Source organism: Cedecea neteri NBRC 105707 = ATCC 33855, assembly GCF_001571265.1.
In the GTDB taxonomy this organism is placed as follows: Bacteria; Pseudomonadota; Gammaproteobacteria; order Enterobacterales; family Enterobacteriaceae; genus Cedecea; species Cedecea neteri.
This window is the reverse complement of the sequence record NZ_BCTL01000030.1, coordinates 52,990-69,373: the sequence shown is the minus strand read 5'-3', so window position 1 is coordinate 69,373 and position 16,384 is coordinate 52,990. Positions and strand designations below refer to the sequence as shown.

The window sequence follows — 16,384 nt, the reverse complement described above, 5'->3', positions numbered from 1 at the left end:
ACCCGCTTTAAGATTAACACATCCCACAGACCGCGTAGCCTACCAGCGTTTAGCCGCCTGTTTGTCGCTGTCCCTCGCCTCGACCCAGCGGTCACCTTCGGAGGTCGCTTCACGTTTCCAGAACGGCGCGCGGGTTTTCAGGTAATCCATGATGAATTGAGCGGCTTCAAACGCCGAGCTGCGGTGTGCGCCCGTCACCCCCACAAAGACAATTTCATCGCCGGGCCACAGCTCACCGATGCGGTGAATCACCGTCACGCGCTGCAGCGGCCAGCGGCTTCTCGCCTCAACGACGATTTCCGCCAGCGCTTTTTCAGTCATTCCCGGATAATGCTCAAGCGTCAGGGCACTTACGCTGTCGCCAAGGTTATGGTTGCGGACTTTGCCGGTGAAGGTCACGACAGCACCGTCTTCATCGCACTGCGAAAGCCACTGATACTCTTCGCCGACGTTAAAATTCTCGCGGCCAACAATAATACGGGTGCTGTCCATTTAACCTCCGGTCACCGGTGGGAAAAAGGCCACTTCGTCACCCTTCGCCAGCGGATGATCAAAGCTCACCAGCGTTTGATTGACCGCGGCCAGCAGCTTGCCGGACTCCAATGCCAGCGCCCAGCGGCTGCCTCTGTCGGCCAATGCCGCACGAAGTTGCTCCACATCGCCGTAGGCTTCATCCAGCGTCAGGCTGTCGCAGCCAACCAGTTCACGTACCTGGGCAAAAAACAGGACATTAAGCATGGTTGTCCACCTTAAAATCGCCGGATTTTCCGCCGCTTTTTTCAAGCAGGCGTACCGGGCCGATGACCATATCTTTTTGTACTGCCTTGCACATGTCATAAATGGTCAACGCGGCGACGGAGGCCGCAGTCAATGCCTCCATTTCTACACCGGTTTTTCCCGTCAGGCGGCACACGGACTCGATGCGAACACGGCTGTACTCAGTCTGAGCCTCGAGCTGCACTTCTACTTTGCTGAGTAAAAGCGGATGGCAAAGCGGGATCAGTTCCCAGGTGCGTTTAGCGGCCTGGATCCCCGCAATACGTGCCGTGGCAAAAACGTCACCTTTGTGGTGACTGCCCTCGACAATCATCGCCAGCGTTTCCGGTAGCATGGTCACAAAAGCTTCGGCGCGGGCTTCGCGTACCGTTTCAGCCTTGGCGGACACGTCCACCATATGCGCTTCCCCGGCGGCGTTAATATGGGTCAAATGCGACATAACTTACTTCTTAATATGTGGGTGGAAATTGCACGGGCGCTGACGGGCATCCAACTGAGGCTGAATGATATTTTCCCAGGCGGTTCGGCAAGCCTTCGTTGAGCCCGGCATGGCGAAAATCAGCGTTTTGTTAGCCATGCCCGCAACGGCGCGAGACTGTAGTGTGGATGTGCCAATCTCTTCAAACGAGAGCATACGAAACAGCTCGCCAAAGCCTTCAACTTCTCGGTCAAACAGCGGAAGCAGCGCCTCAGGCGTCTGGTCTCCGTCGGTAAACCCGGTGCCGCCGTTGATCAGCACCACCTGGACCTGCTCATCGGCAATCCACTGCGAAACGGTAGCCCGGATGGCATAACGATTTTCTTTGACGATAGCTTTGTCTACCACCTGATGCCCCGCTTCCGTGGCGACCTCACTCAGATAGTGACCCGAAGTGTCGTCATCTTCACCTCGACGGCTGGACACCGTCAAAATAGCAACGCGTGCCGGGATAAACTCTGCGCTTACCTGACTCATCGATATTCTCCTTGTGGGCAGGTTCTAGCCGCCGATATACGACAGATTTTGGGTGATGCCGGTATTACCGTCATGCAGGAAATGAGTTTGCTTTTTCTGCGCCAGCGCGGAAGAAATACGCCCTTCCAGCTCGCTTTGCTGGGCGTCATCCGCCAACAGATCCCGCAGCGCAATTCCCTGTTCGCCAAACAGGCAAAGGTGCAGGTTGCCGACTGACGAAACTCGCAGCCGATTGCAGCTGGCACAGAAATCTTTCTCATACGGCATGATGAGCCCGATTTCCCCTTCATAGTCAGGATGGCAGAACACCTGGGCGGGCCCATCGCTGCGCTGACGCAGCTGATGTACCCAGCCGCGTTCAAGCAGCTGGTCACGAATCGTTTTGCCGGAGATATGGTGCTTGCGGAAAAGCGTGCCACCGTCGCCAGTTTCCATTAGCTCAATAAAGCGGAGCTGGATAGGACGCGGTTTGATCCAGGCGAGGAAGGTCTCTAGCTGGTTGTGGTTAACGTCGCGCATCAGCACGGTGTTCACTTTTACCCGCTCAAAACCCGCGCTGAAAGCCGCGTCAATCCCTTCCATCACTTGCCGAAATTTATCCTGGCCGGTAATGGCGTGAAACTGGCGGGCATCCAGGCTATCGACGCTAACGTTAAGGGCGGTGAGCCCGGCATCACGCCACGCGTTAACATCCCTGGCCAGGCGATAACCGTTGGTCGTCACCGCCAGCTGGCGAATAGACGCGTTTTCACGCACCGCGGCGATTACCTCGGTAAAGTCGCGGCGCAAAGAAGGTTCCCCGCCGGTCAGGCGCACCTTTTCGGTTCCCAGGGCGGCAAAAGCCCGGGTAACGCGGCGGATTTCATCGACGTTGAGGAAGCTTTTATTGGCCACACCGTGTGGCTTGTAGCCATCAGGCAGGCAATAGCTGCAGCGAAAGTTGCAGACGTCGGTAATTGATAAGCGCAAGTAATAGAACTTACGCGCAAAAGCATCGGTAAGCTGGGACACTGAATACACCTTTCCAAATACGGGAGATGCAGTCATTTCTTCCTGCACCCTGGCAACCTCAGGGCTGCGGCCAGGGCACCTTATCTTGTGACTTAGGTACCAGGGCTTGAGTGTGTGTTACTGCGATAGTAGCGCGACATCTGGCTTCGCGCCATATCAGTTTTCGCTATATAAATCCATACATAACGGGATGATTGCTTAATTTCGCTACAGAGTACTTAAAAAGCTAACTTTTACTTTGATATGCATCATTATCCACAGAGCAAGAATCGTCTTTTTAACGCTTTTACGCTACCTTAAGCGCCTGTATGCCTCTTAAGGATTATCTTTTCTATGCGTAATCGCACGCTTGCAGATCTTGATCGCGTTGTCGCGCTGGGCGGTGGACACGGCCTGGGTCGCGTAATGTCATCCCTTTCTTCCCTCGGATCACGTTTAACTGGCATCGTCACCACAACCGACAATGGCGGTTCAACCGGACGCATTCGACGCTCTGAGGGTGGGATTGCCTGGGGAGATATGCGCAACTGCCTGAACCAGTTGATCACCGAACCAAGCGTAGCATCAACAATGTTTGAGTACCGTTTTGGCGGTAACGGCGAACTTTCAGGACATAACCTCGGAAACCTGATGTTAAAGGCGCTGGATCACCTCAGCGTGCGCCCTCTGGAGGCAATCAATTTAATTCGTAACCTGCTGAAGGTCGATGCGCAGCTGATTCCGATGTCGGAACATCCGGTCGATTTAATGGCTACCGACGACCAGGGCAACGCCGTTTATGGCGAAGTCAGTATCGACCAGTTGCTCAATCCACCGCAGGATCTCGCGGTCTACCCAAAAGTCCCGGCCACGCGTGAAGCCATAGAGACCATTGCTGAGGCCGATTTAATTCTGATTGGCCCCGGCAGTTTTTACACCAGCCTGATGCCTATTCTGCTGCTTGAAGAGATGGATCAGGCATTGCGCCGCACGCCGGCGCCAATGGTGTACATCGGAAATTTGGGCAAAGAGCTTAGCCCTGCGGCGGCAGGCCTTTCATTGCGTCAAAAACTGGAGCTGATGGAACAGCATATCGGAAAACGCGTTATCGATGCCGTGTTGGTTGGCCCGCAGGTCGACGTCAGCGAAGTGGGCGACAGGTTGGTTATTCAGCAGCCGCTGGAAGCCAGCGACATCCGGTATCGCCACGACCGCCAGCTGCTGCGAGCGGCCCTCGAGCAGGCCGTACAGCAGCTCGGGTAAACCTCGTAGCTTATGAGGTGGCGATAAACAGTTCGCGCAGCTTGTGAAGCTGGTCGCGAATCTGCGCCGCCTCTTCAAACTCGAGATTCTGCGCGTGCTCCAGCATTTTGGTTTCAAGCTGGTGAATTTTCTGCTGCAGCGCTTTTGGCGTCATGACGATTTCATCGTCTTCAATCACGCTGCGTGCTTTGGTTTTAACCCGCCCTTTGGTCTTCGCCATGCCTTCACCAAGCTGCAGGACATCCACTACTCGCTTGTTCAGGCCCTGCGGCGTAATGCCATTTTCTTCGTTGTAACGCTGCTGTTTCTCACGGCGGCGTTCGGTCTCACCAATCGCTTTGGCCATTGACGGCGTGATTTTATCGCCGTAGAGAATCGCCTTGCCGTTAACGTTACGCGCCGCACGGCCAATGGTCTGAATAAGCGAACGTTCGGAACGCAGAAAACCTTCTTTGTCTGCATCCAGAATCGCAACCAGCGACACTTCCGGCATATCAAGACCTTCTCGCAGCAGGTTTATCCCCACCAGCACGTCAAACTCACCCAGGCGCAAATCGCGGATGATCTCCATGCGCTCTACGGTATCAATATCCGAGTGCAGATAGCGGACGCGTTCACCATGCTCCTCTAAATATTCGGTCAGGTCTTCCGCCATCCGTTTGGTTAACGTCGTCACCAATACACGTTCATTGATAGCCACACGCTTACGAATTTCCGAGAGCAAATCATCCACCTGAGTGCCCACCGGACGCACTTCAATCACCGGATCAAGCAGGCCCGTAGGACGTACAACCTGGTCAACAATGTCCTCGCCGGATTTCTCAAGCTCGTAGTTACCCGGCGTCGCTGAAACGTAGATGGTCTGCGGGGCAAGCGCTTCGAACTCTTCGAACTTTAGCGGGCGGTTATCCAGTGCTGAAGGAAGGCGGAAGCCGTATTCCACCAGCGTTTCTTTACGGGCGCGGTCACCGCGATACATCCCGCCAATTTGCGGAATAGTGACGTGGGATTCATCCACCACCAGCAGACCATCGGCTGGAAGGTAGTCAAACAGCGTTGGAGGCGGTTCGCCAGGCCCTCGCCCGGAGAGGAAGCGCGAGTAGTTTTCAATGCCCGAGCAATAACCCAGCTCGTTCATCATCTCGAGATCAAACTGGGTACGCTGGGCAATACGCTGCTCTTCCAGCAGTTTATTATTTTCCAGCAGGAATTTTCGACGCTCGGCCAGCTCAACTTTGATGTCTTCCATCGCCTGCACAATACGCTCGCGCGGCGTAACGTAGTGCGATTTAGGGTAGATGGTAAAACGCTGAATAGTTTGATCGATTTGCCCGGTTAGTGGATCAAATAACGACAGCCTTTCAACCTCTTCGTCGAACAGCTCCACTCGCAGCGCAAGATCGTCTGATTCCGCCGGGAAGATATCAACCACTTCCCCTCTTACCCGGAACGTACCGCGCTGGAAAGCCTGATCGTTACGCGTGTATTGCAGCTCGGTCAGGCGGCGCAGGATCGCCCGCTGATCGATAATCATTCCCTTCGTCAGGTGAAGCATCATCTTCAGGTACAAGTCCGGGTCGCCCAGACCGTAAATCGCCGACACGGATGCCACCACGATAACGTCCCGGCGCTCAAGCAGCGCTTTGGTTGCCGACAGACGCATCTGCTCAATGTGTTCGTTCACCGATGCATCTTTTTCAATGAAGGTGTCCGAGCTCGGCACATAAGCTTCTGGCTGATAGTAATCGTAGTAAGAGACAAAAAACTCAACCGCATTGTCCGGGAAGAACTCTTTCATCTCGCCGTAAAGCTGCGCCGCGAGCGTCTTATTTGGCGCCAGCACCATCGTTGGGCGCTGAAGATCGGCAATCACGTTTGCCACCGTGAAGGTTTTACCCGACCCCGTTACGCCCAGCAGCGTCTGGTGCGCCAGCCCGTTTTCAAGCCCGTCTTTAAGGCGGAGGATTGCTTCAGGCTGGTCGCCAGAAGGTTTAAATGCGGAATTCAGTTTGAACGCTTTACTCATGAACGGGCTACCTGATGAAGAAACGAGCGGGCCGGAGAGTAATTTTACCCGGCAGTGGGATTTTTGCCAGTAGAAAACTGTATAAAACACCAGTTCTCATTTTTACTAAGCCTGCTAACGGCTGCTTTTTGCCACTTTGTTTGCCCACAATTTGCCCCTTCGCCAGATAAATCTCCAGTCACTACCGGTTATCCCCAAATTTTTTCGCCTTTTAACATTTGTCAAGGGAGGTAAGGATACCTCTGGCCGAATGTTTGACAGTTTTATTGCAGTAGTTGATTTTATTTAACAACTTGAATTCAAATGAATATTTCACAAAGACCGGTTTCGCGCCAATTTGGCCGCAGGCCGCGCCCGCTCTCGCTTTCGTCAAGTTTTCTAACTCTAATGCACAAGGTTATCCACAGGAATAGTGGATAACTGCATCCAGCCCTTTTGCTTAGCCACTCGGAAAAATCCCTGATCTTTCTGTGTCAGGGATGAAAAAAAAATTTCGCTAATTTTTTTGCTTTTATTCATTCGATTTCGCTATACCCGGCCATATTGAGCAAGATCTCGAAATCGAGATATATCCTGAGGTTAAAAGGCGTTTTATTGCACCAAATTCGTTCTTTTTAGCACCCGCCGGGTGCAGCTAAGTGCAATTCTGCATACCGGTCTCACCATTTCAGGGAACCGATACTCAGTTTTATCCTGAAGAGCGCCATACTTTCAGGCGTTATATCCAAGCTGGCAAGCTAATTGCAGCATATCAAGGGGGGAAACGACTCCCCAACCACGGAGATTAGCCATGCTTAGCTTACGCGCTGTTAATCAGTTCTACGGTGACCATCACATACTGTGGAACCTCGATCTCGAACTGACCCCGGGGGAATGCACCTGCGTCCTTGGCGCACCAGGCCAGGGAAAAACCACGCTCGTAAACTGCATTACCGGCTATTTGCCAGTACAAAGCGGCATTATGCTGTGGCAACAGGCGGGGCAGCCGCCTGAAGACCTGGTCAATAAACCCATTGAACGCCGGACTGCGCTAGGTATCGGCTATGTTCCCCAGGACAGACGCATTTTCTCCCAGCTTAGCGTTGAGGAGAACCTTCAGATAGCGATGATGGCGGGCCATCAGGCCCCCCGGGCCATTCCTGTGCTGATTGATGACCTGTTCCCCGAGCTTTATAGTCTACGGCAGGTGAAAAGCGGCGAACTTAGCGGAGATATGCAGCAGCAGTTAGCGCTTGCCCGGGCACTGGTTCTGGAGCCAAAGCTGCTGATCCTGGATGAGCCAACGCTCGGTAGAGGACATCGTTTTATCACAGAAATGGGCAACCTCATTCGGCGCTTAAACCGCGACTTCGGCCTGACCATTCTGCTGGTTGAGCAGCAGCTGCCTTTTATACGCCGGGTTGCAGACAAGTTTTGCCTGCTACATAAAGGCCGAAATGTCGCGCAAGGCAATGTTTCACAGCTGGATGACAAGCTCGTTGCGGACTGGCTGGAACCCTGAACGCGCGCTCTGCTACAAATTGTTTAATTTTGCCTGAAATACCGGGTTGAGATCCGTCATAGCCCGATGCAGGTTGCACTGCCGCGTCACTTTTGCGATGTCCAGCAAAGGCGAAGGTATGGACTTCACGCCAGAGCTGTTCATCCAGCGCAAAACCGCTTCGAGATTCCATAGTGCGGTTTTCCCGTCATGTACCGGGGCTGGAAACGCCTCCCGGGAAACCATGACCTTCCGAATATACTGCCGGGATACGCCTAGCAGTTCCGCAACGTCACTCAACCCCACCAAATCAGGAGCCGCCTCAACCAATAAAGCGCCAGGGATAATGCCTGAAACGTCCCTCAGCGCACTGAGCAAGGCATCTTCTGCGGAGTCTGCCTCACGGATGAAATTCAGGGCAATGCGCCCCGTCACGCCAATGCCAACCAGAGCATCATCACAGCGACCAGCGCCCAGCGCACCAACCCACTTTTCCGGATCTTTTTGCCCTTTAGGTAGCGTAAAAACAAGCGTGAACGTGTATTCCGCCATGAGTCCTTCTCCTTGTTAATGCAGGACGCTGCGTGGGGCCATATTTGCACACCCATCCACAAGCCTGCGAATTTGTCTGGCATGGTTCTCTGCGTTGCGAGGCGTGCTCCAGACACAGCTGATGCAAAACTCTCCGCAGCGGCAGGCTTTATCATTCCACGGGCAATAAAGCTTTCCCCAGCAATGAGAACCGCCCTCTTTGACCCGCCATCCTTGAAATTCGGCATAGCTTAATGCCGCTTCAATTTCTTTTTGCGGGTGCCGTTTTCTTGCCATATCTCCTCCGGCTAAAAAAGCATCTCATAAAGGTTGTCACATGACAACTTAAATTATGAATTACTCTATACGCGTTGCCGGCAGAGAAAAATCTTTGTCTTTGGGGAATGTGTTAAAGCGGGAGCCAGCCCGAGGCTTCGCTGCGAGCATGGCTTTTGTTGCGTTAGTCTTGCGGCTTACACCGCAATGACAGAGAGATCGAGATAGTGGCCAAGCGAGGTTTCATCGCTGATATCCTCAAGCCACGGGATCTCCCCCAGCAGAGGAGCCGGTAGCCGTTGTTCGAGCGTGGCAAGATATTCTGCGTGCCTTTTCCCTGCGGGTTGAACGCCGTTTGCTATCCAGCCTGCCAGCGGCAATCCGGCGGCCAGCACAGCCTGCGCCGTGAGCATCGCATGGTTAATGCAGCCAAGCTTCACGCCCACCACCAAAATAACCGGCAGTTGCTCGCTGATGGCCCATTCGGCAAATGTCGTGGTGTCTGATAGCGGGGTAAACCAGCCTCCAGCCCCTTCAACCTGAACCCAGTCGGCTTTGTTAGTCAGCTTTTCCAGCCCACCGGACATAGCAGAAAAGGTAATGGGGCGTTGCTCTTCGGCACTAATGATGTGCGGAGAGGTTGGCTCAAGAAAAGCCAGCGGATTGATCTCCTCATACGGCAGTTTGACCGAACTGTTGCGCTGTAGCGCTAACGCGTCACTATTGCGAATACCGTCAAGCGTCATTTCACTGCCAGAGGCCACGGGCTTATAGCCCACGGAGCGATACCCGGCAGTATTCGCCGCCTGCAGCAGCGCACAGCTGGCGACGGTCTTCCCGACTTCGGTATCAGTACCGGTCACAAACCATTTTTTAATCACGTTCAATTACTCCAAAAATTATCTGCCAGCTGAGGGAAAATTGCCCATTTTGCTTTGGCCATGCTTCGCTGAGCCGATGCAACTGCCCACGCGTCAGCAGAGTGTTTTTGCGCCCCTCGTGCAGGTGTGTCGCGCCGACGCCTTTCAGCGATCGCATAGCGCTCATGACGTCGGGAAAACGCTGGCTGACCGTGCGGCTGGCGACGACGGACCGCCACGGCCGACACGCTTGTTCAATCTCGGCCACGGATAAAAACTGATTGGCATGCGCCCGTTCATCTATCCCGCGCCAGGCCTCGTGCAGTTCAGGCAGTGAGCCTGCTGCAAGCGTAGTAAATGCAATGCACCCACCCGTTTTTGTCACGCGGTAAAGTTCGGATAAACCTTGCTGCAGATCGCTACACCACTGAACAGCAAGATTACTCCACGCCAGATCTACTTGTTCATTCGCCAGAGGAATAGACTCGATATCGCCCTCAAGGAAACGATGCGCCGACTGGGTTTGCTGGCACTGCTCAAGCATCGCTTGCGAAATATCCAGCGCCAAAACTTCGCTTCCTTTATCCCGCCAAATTCGGCTGTACCAGCCGGTGCCGCAGCCTGCATCCAGCACACTGACTGCGGGGCGGCCTGCCACCTCTGTCAGCAGGTTATCGCCGCAGACTCGCTGCAACTCGGCGAAACGCTCGTAGCTGCCTGCCGCCCGGCTAAACGCTGCGGCAACGGCGGCTTTATCAACAAGTTGCGTCATAAAGCGCCTCCAGCAATGCGTCTATATCGCCAGAAGTATGGGCTGACGTGAGAGTGATCCGCAGGCGAGCGCTGCCAGGAGGAACGGTAGGCGGGCGAATGGCGGTTAACCAGAACCCCCGCTCTTTCAGGCGGCAGGCAAGATCCAGCGTGCGCTGATTCTCACCCACAATCAGAGGTTGTATCGCGCTATCTGAATCAGCCAGATTCAGCGAAAGCCGAGCGGCTCCCTGGCGAAAATGCTGAATATTTTCAGCCAGCCTCGCTCTGTGGTCATCGCCCCGCTGAACCACCTTTAACGCGGCCTGAAGCGAGACGGCCTGAGCCGGCGGCATGGCCGTGCTGTATATCAAGTGGCGGGCAAACTGCAGCAGGTAAGTTGCAATGTCTTCGCTGCACAATACCGCCGCGCCGCTGCCGCCAAACGCTTTACCAAAGGTGACAACCAGAATATCTGGTCTGGTATTTTGCAGATGACAGCTGCCACGCCCTTCATCGCCCAGGACACCAATGCCGTGCGCGTCGTCGACCATTAACCAACTGCCTGCTTGTCGTGCCGCCTGTGCTATTTCAGCCAGCGGTGCGCGGTCCCCGTCCATGCTGAAGATACCTTCGGTCAGGACAAGCTGCTCACCTTCATGCGGTTTACCAAGCTGCGTGGCAAGGGCCTGAACGTCATTGTGATGAAATCGACGTAGCTGAGCCGGACTTTGCATCGCCGCTTCCATCATTGAGGCATGGCAAAGTTTGTCGGCGATAAGCGTGTCCGTTTTTTGCGCCAGCGCGGAAATCACCGCCTGGTTTGCGCTGTAGCCGGAGATAAACAGCAGCGCTCGCTCAAAGCCGAGCCAATCCGCAAGCTGCTCTTCAAACGCCTGATGTGCACGGCTATACCCCGTGACGTGACCAGACCCGCCGCTGCCAACGCCAAACTGCGTCGCGCCTTTTTGCCAGGCCTCCACAATCTGCGGGTGGTGACTCAGTCCGAGATAATCGTTGCTGGAAAAATTCAAATATTCCCGACCGTTGGCCGAAAAAATACGCCCGTTACCGAGCATATTGGCCTGCCGGGTGCGGAGGCTTGCGCTGGCCCTCCGTTCACTTAAAGCCCCGGAGATTCGCTGTGGCCAGCTCATAACACCGCCGCATTGTAATAATTGTCGGTATCGGCGTTCAGGATCTGTCCGGCAAGCTGCTGCTGATGTTCGTTGTCGCCCATTTCGGTGGTAATTTGCTGCGGATTAAGCCCAAGCTTGCGGAAAAGCTGCAGATCTTTGTCCTCTTCCGGGTTCGGCGTCGTCAGCAGCTTACAGCCGTAGAAAATGGAGTTAGCCCCGGCCATAAAACACATCGCCTGTGTCTGTTCACTCATCTGCTCACGGCCTGCGGAAAGCCGCACATAGGAAGTCGGCATCATGATGCGCGCCACCGCGATAGTGCGAATAAAATCAAAAGCATCTACGTCTTCGTTATCCGCCAGAGGCGTGCCTTTGACTTTCACCAGCATGTTGATAGGTACGCTTTCTGGTGGCGTTGGCAAGTTCGCTAATTGCAGCAGTAAACCGGCGCGGTCGGTGACGGTTTCACCCAACCCGACAATCCCACCGGAGCAAACTTTAATCCCCGCATTACGGACTTTATCCAGAGTGTCCAGGCGCTCCTGATAGGTTCGGGTAGTGATGATGTTGCCGTAGAATTCCGGGGAGGTGTCCAGGTTATGGTTGTAATAATCAAGCCCTGCGGAGGCCAGTCGCTGCGCCTGTTCATTGGTCAGCGTACCCAGCGTCATACAGGTTTCCAGCCCCATAGCGCGAACGCCCTGCACCATCTGCTCAAGGTAAGGCATATCGCGCTCATGCGGATTCTTCCAGGCAGCCCCCATACAAAAACGGGTCGAACCTGCGTTTTTAGCCTTGCGGGCGGAGTCCAGCACCTGCTCAACTTCCATCAGGCGTTCGGCCTCCAGGCCGGTTTTATAGCGGGCACTTTGCGGGCAATACTTACAATCTTCCGGGCAGGCTCCGGTTTTGATCGACAGCAAGGTACTGACCTGTACCTGCCGGGGGTCGAAATGCTGGCGATGCGTTTGCTGGGCTTCAAACAGCAGATCCAACAAAGGTTTTTGAAATAAAGCAGTGACCTGCGACATTGTCCAGCGTGCGTGGTGAGCCATGGGGCATCTCCAAAAAGGGTGTTATAGAAAACTGATTGACGTTATACTTGTAAACCTAAATGTTTTTAAAATGGTTTACAAGTCACCCTATGACCCCTGCTGATTTAGCGTTCGACCAGCAACATATCTGGCACCCTTACACCTCAATGAGCCAGCCGCTCCCGGTTTATCCCGTTGTTGCCGCATCGGGCTGTGAGCTGCAACTGGATGACGGGCGAATGCTTGTCGACGGCATGTCTTCCTGGTGGGCGGCTATCCACGGCTACAATCATCCGCGGCTGAATCAGGCAATGAAGGCCCAGATTGATAACATGTCGCACGTGATGTTCGGCGGTATCACGCATCCGCCGGCCGTTGAGCTGTGCCGCAAGCTGGTAGCGATGACGCCTGCACCGCTGGAATGTGTGTTTCTAGCGGATTCCGGTTCGGTCGCCGTTGAGGTCGCCATGAAAATGGCGCTGCAGTACTGGCACGCAAAGGGCCAGCCTCGCCAGCGTTTTCTAACCTTCCGTAACGGCTACCACGGGGATACCTTTGGCGCGATGTCGGTCTGCGATCCCGATAATTCGATGCACAGCCTGTGGCAGGGTTACTTGCCTGAACATCTTTTTGCACCGGCGCCGCAGTGTGGCTTTGGTGATGAGTGGAACGAGATGGATATCGTGCCGTTCGCACGACTGATGGCCGCGCATCGCGAAGAGATTGCCGCCGTTATTCTCGAACCGGTCGTCCAGGGCGCGGGCGGGATGCGTTTTTATCACCCTGAATGGCTTCGCCGCCTCCGTCGCATGTGCGACCGGGAGGGGATTCTACTGATTGCCGACGAAATCGCTACGGGCTTTGGCCGCACCGGGGAGCTCTTTGCCTGCGACCACGCAGGTATTTCACCGGACATTATGTGTCTCGGCAAGGCACTGACCGGCGGCACCATGACGCTTTCCGCTACGCTTGCAACTCGTCACGTCGCGGAGACCATCAGCAATGGTGAAGCCGGGTGTTTTATGCACGGCCCAACCTTTATGGGGAACCCGCTCGCCTGCGCGGTTGCCAGTGAAAGCCTGGCGCTACTGGCGGAAGGAGACTGGCAGCAGCAGGTTCAGGCGATTGAACGTCAGCTCCAGGCAGGTTTGCTGCCGCTTACCGCGAGCGAAAACGTAGCCGACGTGCGTGTGCTGGGTGCTATTGGCGTGGTGGAAACGCTCAGGCCTGTCAATATGGCCGCTTTACAACGTTTCTTTGTTGAACAGGGCGTCTGGATCCGGCCGTTTGGCCGCCTGATCTACCTGATGCCGCCTTACATCATCAGCCCCGAGCAGTTGAATAAATTAATTATGGCCGTCGCGCAGGCGGTAAAAAATCCTGAGTTTTTCCGCTAGTTTCTGTTTCACCCGGGCCGGCATCGCCGCCGGCCTGGTCTGCCCTTCACTAATCGATTTCTGAAATTAATTTACACAAATAAATCCAGTTAAGTTATTAATCCCTTCCCGTCTCGCTGCCGATTAACGTTTCACCAGATTCACATCATAGAGAGACAGAAATGAAGAGAACCGTTGTACTCAGCTTCTGCCTGATAGCAGGCAGCGCCTTGGCCGATACCGGCTCGCCCCAGCTCAAGGCGGAGTCACAGTCAGTGATTCGTCAGGCGGGTTATCAGTGCGATACCGTGAACAGCGTTTACCCCGCCGCATTCGGGGGTTCACTTACCGTCTCCTGCGACAGTGACCACAAATATATTATTCGCAAGAAAGACGGCCAGTACACCGTAGAAAAAGATTAACCACACCCTTTTCATCATCGGATAACGTCCTCTTCCCTCTTTCTGAAGCCGATTTGCACAAATCGGCTTCCCGTTTCGCTCAACTTAGTATAAAAAGCAGGTTTTGAAATAACCCTCTATTCCACCGTACAGCAAGGAGCAACCTTGAACACATTATCGGTTTCTCGTCGCGCCGCAGCCCTGGCTTTCGCCGTGGCGCTGAGTGCATGTAGCTCAACCCCACCCCAGGACAAACCGTCTACTCAGGTGGCGCCGGGAACCCAGTCCCGCCCGATCCTGGCGGCTGACGAAGCGCAGAATTTTGTCGCTGCACGCTACTTCACGGCAATGAACCCAAATGAAGCCGCGTGGACGCCGTCCTCGATTCGTACTCCTCAGCAGCCTGATTTCGTGGTTGGCCCTGCCGGTACGCCTGGCGTCACCCATACGTCAGTCCAGGCCGCGGTGGACGCTGCCATTATTAAGCACAGCAGCTCTCGCCTGTATATCGCCATTATGCCGGGTCAATATGAAGGTACGGTGTATATTCCTGCGGCTTCCGGCAGCGTGACGCTGTACGGCACCTCCGGCAACGCAGACGATGTCAAAATCGGCCTGACGCTGGACTCTGAAACCGACCCGACAACCTGGCGTCGCACCGTTAACCCAGGCGGAAAATATATGCCAGGGAAACCCGCCTGGTACATGTTTGATAACTGCCAGAGCCGCCGCGATGCGACCGTGGGCGTAATGTGTTCGGCTGCCGTTTGGTCACAGAATAATGGCCTGCAGCTCCAGAACCTGACCATCCAGAATACTCTGGGCGACAGCGTGGATGCCGGTAATCACCAGGCCGTTGCGCTGCGCAGCGATGGCGATAAAGTGCAGTTGAACAATGTTCACCTGCTGGGCCGTCAGAACACTTTCTTCGTCACCAACAGCGACGTTCAGAACCGCATGTTGACCAACCGTCAGCCGCGCACGCTGGTAACCAACAGCTACATTGAAGGTGATGTGGATGTGGTCGCAGGCCGCGGTGCCGTGGTGTTCGACAACACCGATTTCCGCCTGGTAAACAGCCGCACCAAAGAAGGTTCGGTGTTCGCGCCAGCTACTCTGCCGAACATCTACTACGGCTTCCTGGCGATCAACAGCCGCTTTACCGCAGCCGGTGACGCTCAGCTGGGACGCTCATGGGATTTAGCCGGTGAAAACAGCCAGGCCGCGAATGGTCAGGTTGTGATCCGCGACAGCGTGATCAACGAAGGTTTCAACACGGCTAAACCGTGGGGCGATGCGCTGGAGTCTAAGCGTCCGTTCGCGGGCAACGTTGGCACCAAAGACGATAAGGGCGCGATCAAACGCGATCTGAATGACCCAAGCTTCAACCGCATGTGGGAGTTCAACAACCGCGGCGTAGGCAGCCCGGTCGTCGAAGAGAAGTAATTCCCAAACGCTAAATAAAAACCTCGCCGAAGCGAGGTTTTTTTATGCCTGAAAATCAGCGCGCGAGAATCGCTACCCACATTGGGCCCTGTCCCACCGCATAGCGGCCTTTCTCTTCCAGCAGCCCCTGCTCGCCATTAATTTTATAGACGGCGGCATGATGGGATTTCTGCCCCACGGCAACAAGATATTTACCGCTGTGGTCAACGTTGAAGCCGCGAGGCTGCTCTTCCGTTGGCTGATAGCCTTCGATGTTCAGCACGCTGCCGTCTTCGGAAACGCTGAACGCGGTGATAATGCTGGCGGTGCGGTCACAGGCATAAAGATGGCGGCCGTCAGGTGTGATGTGGATATCGGCAGCCCAGCGGGTACCGGTGAAACCTGGCGGCATAAAGTCCAGCGTCTGCACACATTCAATTTTGCCGTGCGGGTCGCGCAGTTCCCAGACATCAACGGTGCTGTTCAGCTCGTTCACGCAGTAGACATATTGCTGGTTCGGGTGAAACGCCATATGACGGGGACCAGCACCTTCTACGGTAGTCACTTCAGCAGGCGTTTGTGCCACCAGCTTGCCGTCGTCGGACAGCGTGAACAGGCAAATACGATCCTGTTTCAGCGCAGGCGTCCAGAGCGTGCGGTTATCCGGGGAGATATTCGCCGAGTGACAGCCATCCAGCCCTTCAACCACGTCAACGGTTTCGCCCGGCAGGCCATCGTTTTCAAGGCTGATCACCGCCACGTTTGCCGCGTTGTATGAAGCGCTGAACAAGAAGCGGCCTTTACGGTCGGTAGAAATGTGGGTTGGACTGCCCGGCAGAGGCGCCACGCCAGCTTCCGTCAGAGAGCCATCATCCGGCGTAATGCGGTAAGCCACTACGCGAAACTCGGGGCGCACGCCAACGTACAGGAAGCGTTTATCCGGGCTGATGACCATCGGCTGAACTTGCCCTGGAGCATCAACAACCTGCACAAGCGTCATTTCACCGCTGGCGTGCAGCGTCCAGACGTGGATCTGCTGGCTTTCCGGGCTGGCGGTATAAACTGTCTGTTTCATGACTTTACTTTCCTCCTGACGTCGTA

The 16,384-nt window shown here is 54.9% G+C and carries 18 protein-coding genes and 1 riboswitch; of the genes, 5 read left to right on the top strand and 13 right to left on the bottom strand.

The features are described 5' to 3' along the window. Positions 1 to 39 precede the first annotated feature (39 nt). The 5 genes from moaE to moaA form a co-directional block, all read right to left on the bottom strand. Positions 40 to 492, bottom strand: a complete 453-nt coding sequence (moaE, locus tag CNE01S_RS13695; RefSeq protein WP_061276803.1) for a molybdopterin synthase catalytic subunit MoaE — start codon at positions 490 to 492, stop codon at positions 40 to 42. Next, positions 493 to 738, bottom strand: a complete 246-nt coding sequence (gene moaD / locus CNE01S_RS13690) for a molybdopterin synthase sulfur carrier subunit (RefSeq protein ID WP_061276801.1) — start codon at positions 736 to 738, stop codon at positions 493 to 495. It abuts the gene before it with no gap. Continuing rightward, positions 731 to 1,216: a cyclic pyranopterin monophosphate synthase MoaC gene (moaC, locus tag CNE01S_RS13685; protein WP_061276799.1), complete on the bottom strand. Its 486-nt coding sequence runs from the start codon at positions 1,214 to 1,216 to the stop codon at positions 731 to 733. Before moaC ends, moaD begins: the two co-directional genes overlap by 8 nt. 3 nt (positions 1,217 to 1,219) lie before the next feature. Continuing rightward, complete coding sequence (moaB, locus tag CNE01S_RS13680) at positions 1,220 to 1,732, bottom strand: molybdenum cofactor biosynthesis protein B (protein WP_061276797.1); 513 nt, start codon at positions 1,730 to 1,732, stop codon at positions 1,220 to 1,222. Between the two features lie 24 nt (positions 1,733 to 1,756). Further along, a complete protein-coding gene (moaA, locus tag CNE01S_RS13675; protein WP_156479829.1) occupies positions 1,757 to 2,779 on the bottom strand; it encodes a GTP 3',8-cyclase MoaA in 1,023 nt (340 codons plus the stop codon). Further along, positions 2,735 to 2,868: riboswitch (molybdenum cofactor riboswitch) on the bottom strand. It overlaps the preceding gene by 45 nt. Before the next feature lie 208 nt (positions 2,869 to 3,076). On the opposite strand from moaA, the gene yvcK reads away from it, so the two are divergent. Continuing rightward, entirely contained in the window at positions 3,077 to 3,985 is a 909-nt protein-coding gene (gene yvcK / locus CNE01S_RS13670) for a uridine diphosphate-N-acetylglucosamine-binding protein YvcK (protein ID WP_061276794.1), read from the top strand. A 10-nt stretch (positions 3,986 to 3,995) separates the two neighbouring features. Here the strand turns inward: yvcK and uvrB are convergent, their stop codons facing one another. Beyond that, complete coding sequence (uvrB, locus tag CNE01S_RS13665) at positions 3,996 to 6,011, bottom strand: excinuclease ABC subunit UvrB (protein ID WP_061276792.1); 2,016 nt, start codon at positions 6,009 to 6,011, stop codon at positions 3,996 to 3,998. Between the two features lie 790 nt (positions 6,012 to 6,801). Between uvrB and CNE01S_RS13660 the strand changes: the two genes are divergently transcribed. Then, positions 6,802 to 7,512, top strand: coding sequence for an ABC transporter ATP-binding protein (locus tag CNE01S_RS13660; RefSeq protein WP_061276790.1), 711 nt, complete (start codon positions 6,802 to 6,804; stop codon positions 7,510 to 7,512). Between the two features lie 12 nt (positions 7,513 to 7,524). Here the strand turns inward: CNE01S_RS13660 and CNE01S_RS13655 are convergent, their stop codons facing one another. The 6 genes from CNE01S_RS13655 to bioB all read right to left on the bottom strand — a co-directional run bounded on the left by CNE01S_RS13655 (position 7,525) and on the right by bioB (position 12,102). After that, positions 7,525 to 8,043: a helix-turn-helix transcriptional regulator gene (locus CNE01S_RS13655; protein ID WP_061276789.1), complete on the bottom strand. Its 519-nt coding sequence runs from the start codon at positions 8,041 to 8,043 to the stop codon at positions 7,525 to 7,527. Positions 8,044 to 8,058: 15 nt separating this feature from the next. After that, positions 8,059 to 8,319, bottom strand: coding sequence for a hypothetical protein (locus CNE01S_RS25735; protein WP_072279141.1), 261 nt, complete (start codon positions 8,317 to 8,319; stop codon positions 8,059 to 8,061). Positions 8,320 to 8,495: 176 nt separating this feature from the next. Next, the gene (bioD, locus tag CNE01S_RS13650; protein ID WP_061276856.1) at positions 8,496 to 9,179 is read right to left on the bottom strand and encodes a dethiobiotin synthase; all 684 of its coding nucleotides are present in this window, start codon (positions 9,177 to 9,179) and stop codon (positions 8,496 to 8,498) included. Next, positions 9,172 to 9,930: a malonyl-ACP O-methyltransferase BioC gene (gene bioC, locus CNE01S_RS13645; protein WP_061276787.1), complete on the bottom strand. Its 759-nt coding sequence runs from the start codon at positions 9,928 to 9,930 to the stop codon at positions 9,172 to 9,174. The genes bioD and bioC overlap by 8 nt, the downstream gene beginning before the upstream one ends. Continuing rightward, positions 9,914 to 11,065 (bottom strand): 8-amino-7-oxononanoate synthase, encoded by a 1,152-nt coding sequence (gene bioF / locus CNE01S_RS13640; RefSeq protein WP_061276785.1) that lies wholly within the window; start codon positions 11,063 to 11,065, stop codon positions 9,914 to 9,916. The genes bioC and bioF overlap by 17 nt, the downstream gene beginning before the upstream one ends. Then, positions 11,062 to 12,102 carry a biotin synthase BioB gene (bioB, locus tag CNE01S_RS13635; RefSeq protein ID WP_061276782.1) on the bottom strand — a complete coding sequence of 347 codons (1,041 nt, stop codon included), beginning with the start codon at positions 12,100 to 12,102 and terminating at the stop codon, positions 11,062 to 11,064. The genes bioF and bioB overlap by 4 nt, the downstream gene beginning before the upstream one ends. Positions 12,103 to 12,191: 89 nt before the next feature. On the opposite strand from bioB, the gene bioA reads away from it, so the two are divergent. The 3 genes from bioA (at position 12,192) to CNE01S_RS13620 (ending at position 15,304) form a co-directional block, all read left to right on the top strand. Continuing rightward, a complete protein-coding gene (gene bioA / locus CNE01S_RS13630) occupies positions 12,192 to 13,478 on the top strand; it encodes an adenosylmethionine--8-amino-7-oxononanoate transaminase (RefSeq protein WP_061276780.1) in 1,287 nt (428 codons plus the stop codon). Positions 13,479 to 13,639: 161 nt separating this feature from the next. Continuing rightward, a complete protein-coding gene (locus tag CNE01S_RS13625) occupies positions 13,640 to 13,879 on the top strand; it encodes a hypothetical protein (RefSeq protein WP_061276778.1) in 240 nt (79 codons plus the stop codon). Positions 13,880 to 14,023: 144 nt separating this feature from the next. Further along, positions 14,024 to 15,304: a putative acyl-CoA thioester hydrolase gene (locus CNE01S_RS13620; RefSeq protein ID WP_061276776.1), complete on the top strand. Its 1,281-nt coding sequence runs from the start codon at positions 14,024 to 14,026 to the stop codon at positions 15,302 to 15,304. Positions 15,305 to 15,359: 55 nt separating this feature from the next. Here CNE01S_RS13620 and pgl read toward each other — a convergent pair whose 3' ends face one another. Continuing rightward, the gene (gene pgl / locus CNE01S_RS13615; protein WP_061276775.1) at positions 15,360 to 16,358 is read right to left on the bottom strand and encodes a 6-phosphogluconolactonase; all 999 of its coding nucleotides are present in this window, start codon (positions 16,356 to 16,358) and stop codon (positions 15,360 to 15,362) included. Between the last annotated feature and the right edge of the window lie 26 nt (positions 16,359 to 16,384).

Excerpts from the sequence above, each read along its gene's own strand:
- moaE (WP_061276803.1), bottom strand. The coding sequence starts at position 492 with ATGGACAGCACCCGTATTATTGTTGGCCGCGAGAATTTTAACGTCGGC.
- moaD (WP_061276801.1), bottom strand. The coding sequence starts at position 738 with ATGCTTAATGTCCTGTTTTTTGCCCAGGTACGTGAACTGGTTGGCTGC.
- moaC (WP_061276799.1), bottom strand. The coding sequence starts at position 1,216 with ATGTCGCATTTGACCCATATTAACGCCGCCGGGGAAGCGCATATGGTG.
- moaB (WP_061276797.1), bottom strand. The coding sequence starts at position 1,732 with ATGAGTCAGGTAAGCGCAGAGTTTATCCCGGCACGCGTTGCTATTTTG.
- moaA (WP_156479829.1), bottom strand. The coding sequence starts at position 2,779 with ATGACTGCATCTCCCGTATTTGGAAAGGTGTATTCAGTGTCCCAGCTT.
- yvcK (WP_061276794.1), top strand. The coding sequence starts at position 3,077 with ATGCGTAATCGCACGCTTGCAGATCTTGATCGCGTTGTCGCGCTGGGC.
- uvrB (WP_061276792.1), bottom strand. The coding sequence starts at position 6,011 with ATGAGTAAAGCGTTCAAACTGAATTCCGCATTTAAACCTTCTGGCGAC.
- CNE01S_RS13660 (WP_061276790.1), top strand. The coding sequence starts at position 6,802 with ATGCTTAGCTTACGCGCTGTTAATCAGTTCTACGGTGACCATCACATA.
- CNE01S_RS13655 (WP_061276789.1), bottom strand. The coding sequence starts at position 8,043 with ATGGCGGAATACACGTTCACGCTTGTTTTTACGCTACCTAAAGGGCAA.
- CNE01S_RS25735 (WP_072279141.1), bottom strand. The coding sequence starts at position 8,319 with ATGGCAAGAAAACGGCACCCGCAAAAAGAAATTGAAGCGGCATTAAGC.
- bioC (WP_061276787.1), bottom strand. The coding sequence starts at position 9,930 with ATGACGCAACTTGTTGATAAAGCCGCCGTTGCCGCAGCGTTTAGCCGG.
- bioF (WP_061276785.1), bottom strand. The coding sequence starts at position 11,065 with ATGAGCTGGCCACAGCGAATCTCCGGGGCTTTAAGTGAACGGAGGGCC.
- bioB (WP_061276782.1), bottom strand. The coding sequence starts at position 12,102 with ATGGCTCACCACGCACGCTGGACAATGTCGCAGGTCACTGCTTTATTT.
- bioA (WP_061276780.1), top strand. The coding sequence starts at position 12,192 with ATGACCCCTGCTGATTTAGCGTTCGACCAGCAACATATCTGGCACCCT.
- CNE01S_RS13625 (WP_061276778.1), top strand. The coding sequence starts at position 13,640 with ATGAAGAGAACCGTTGTACTCAGCTTCTGCCTGATAGCAGGCAGCGCC.
- pgl (WP_061276775.1), bottom strand. The coding sequence starts at position 16,358 with ATGAAACAGACAGTTTATACCGCCAGCCCGGAAAGCCAGCAGATCCAC.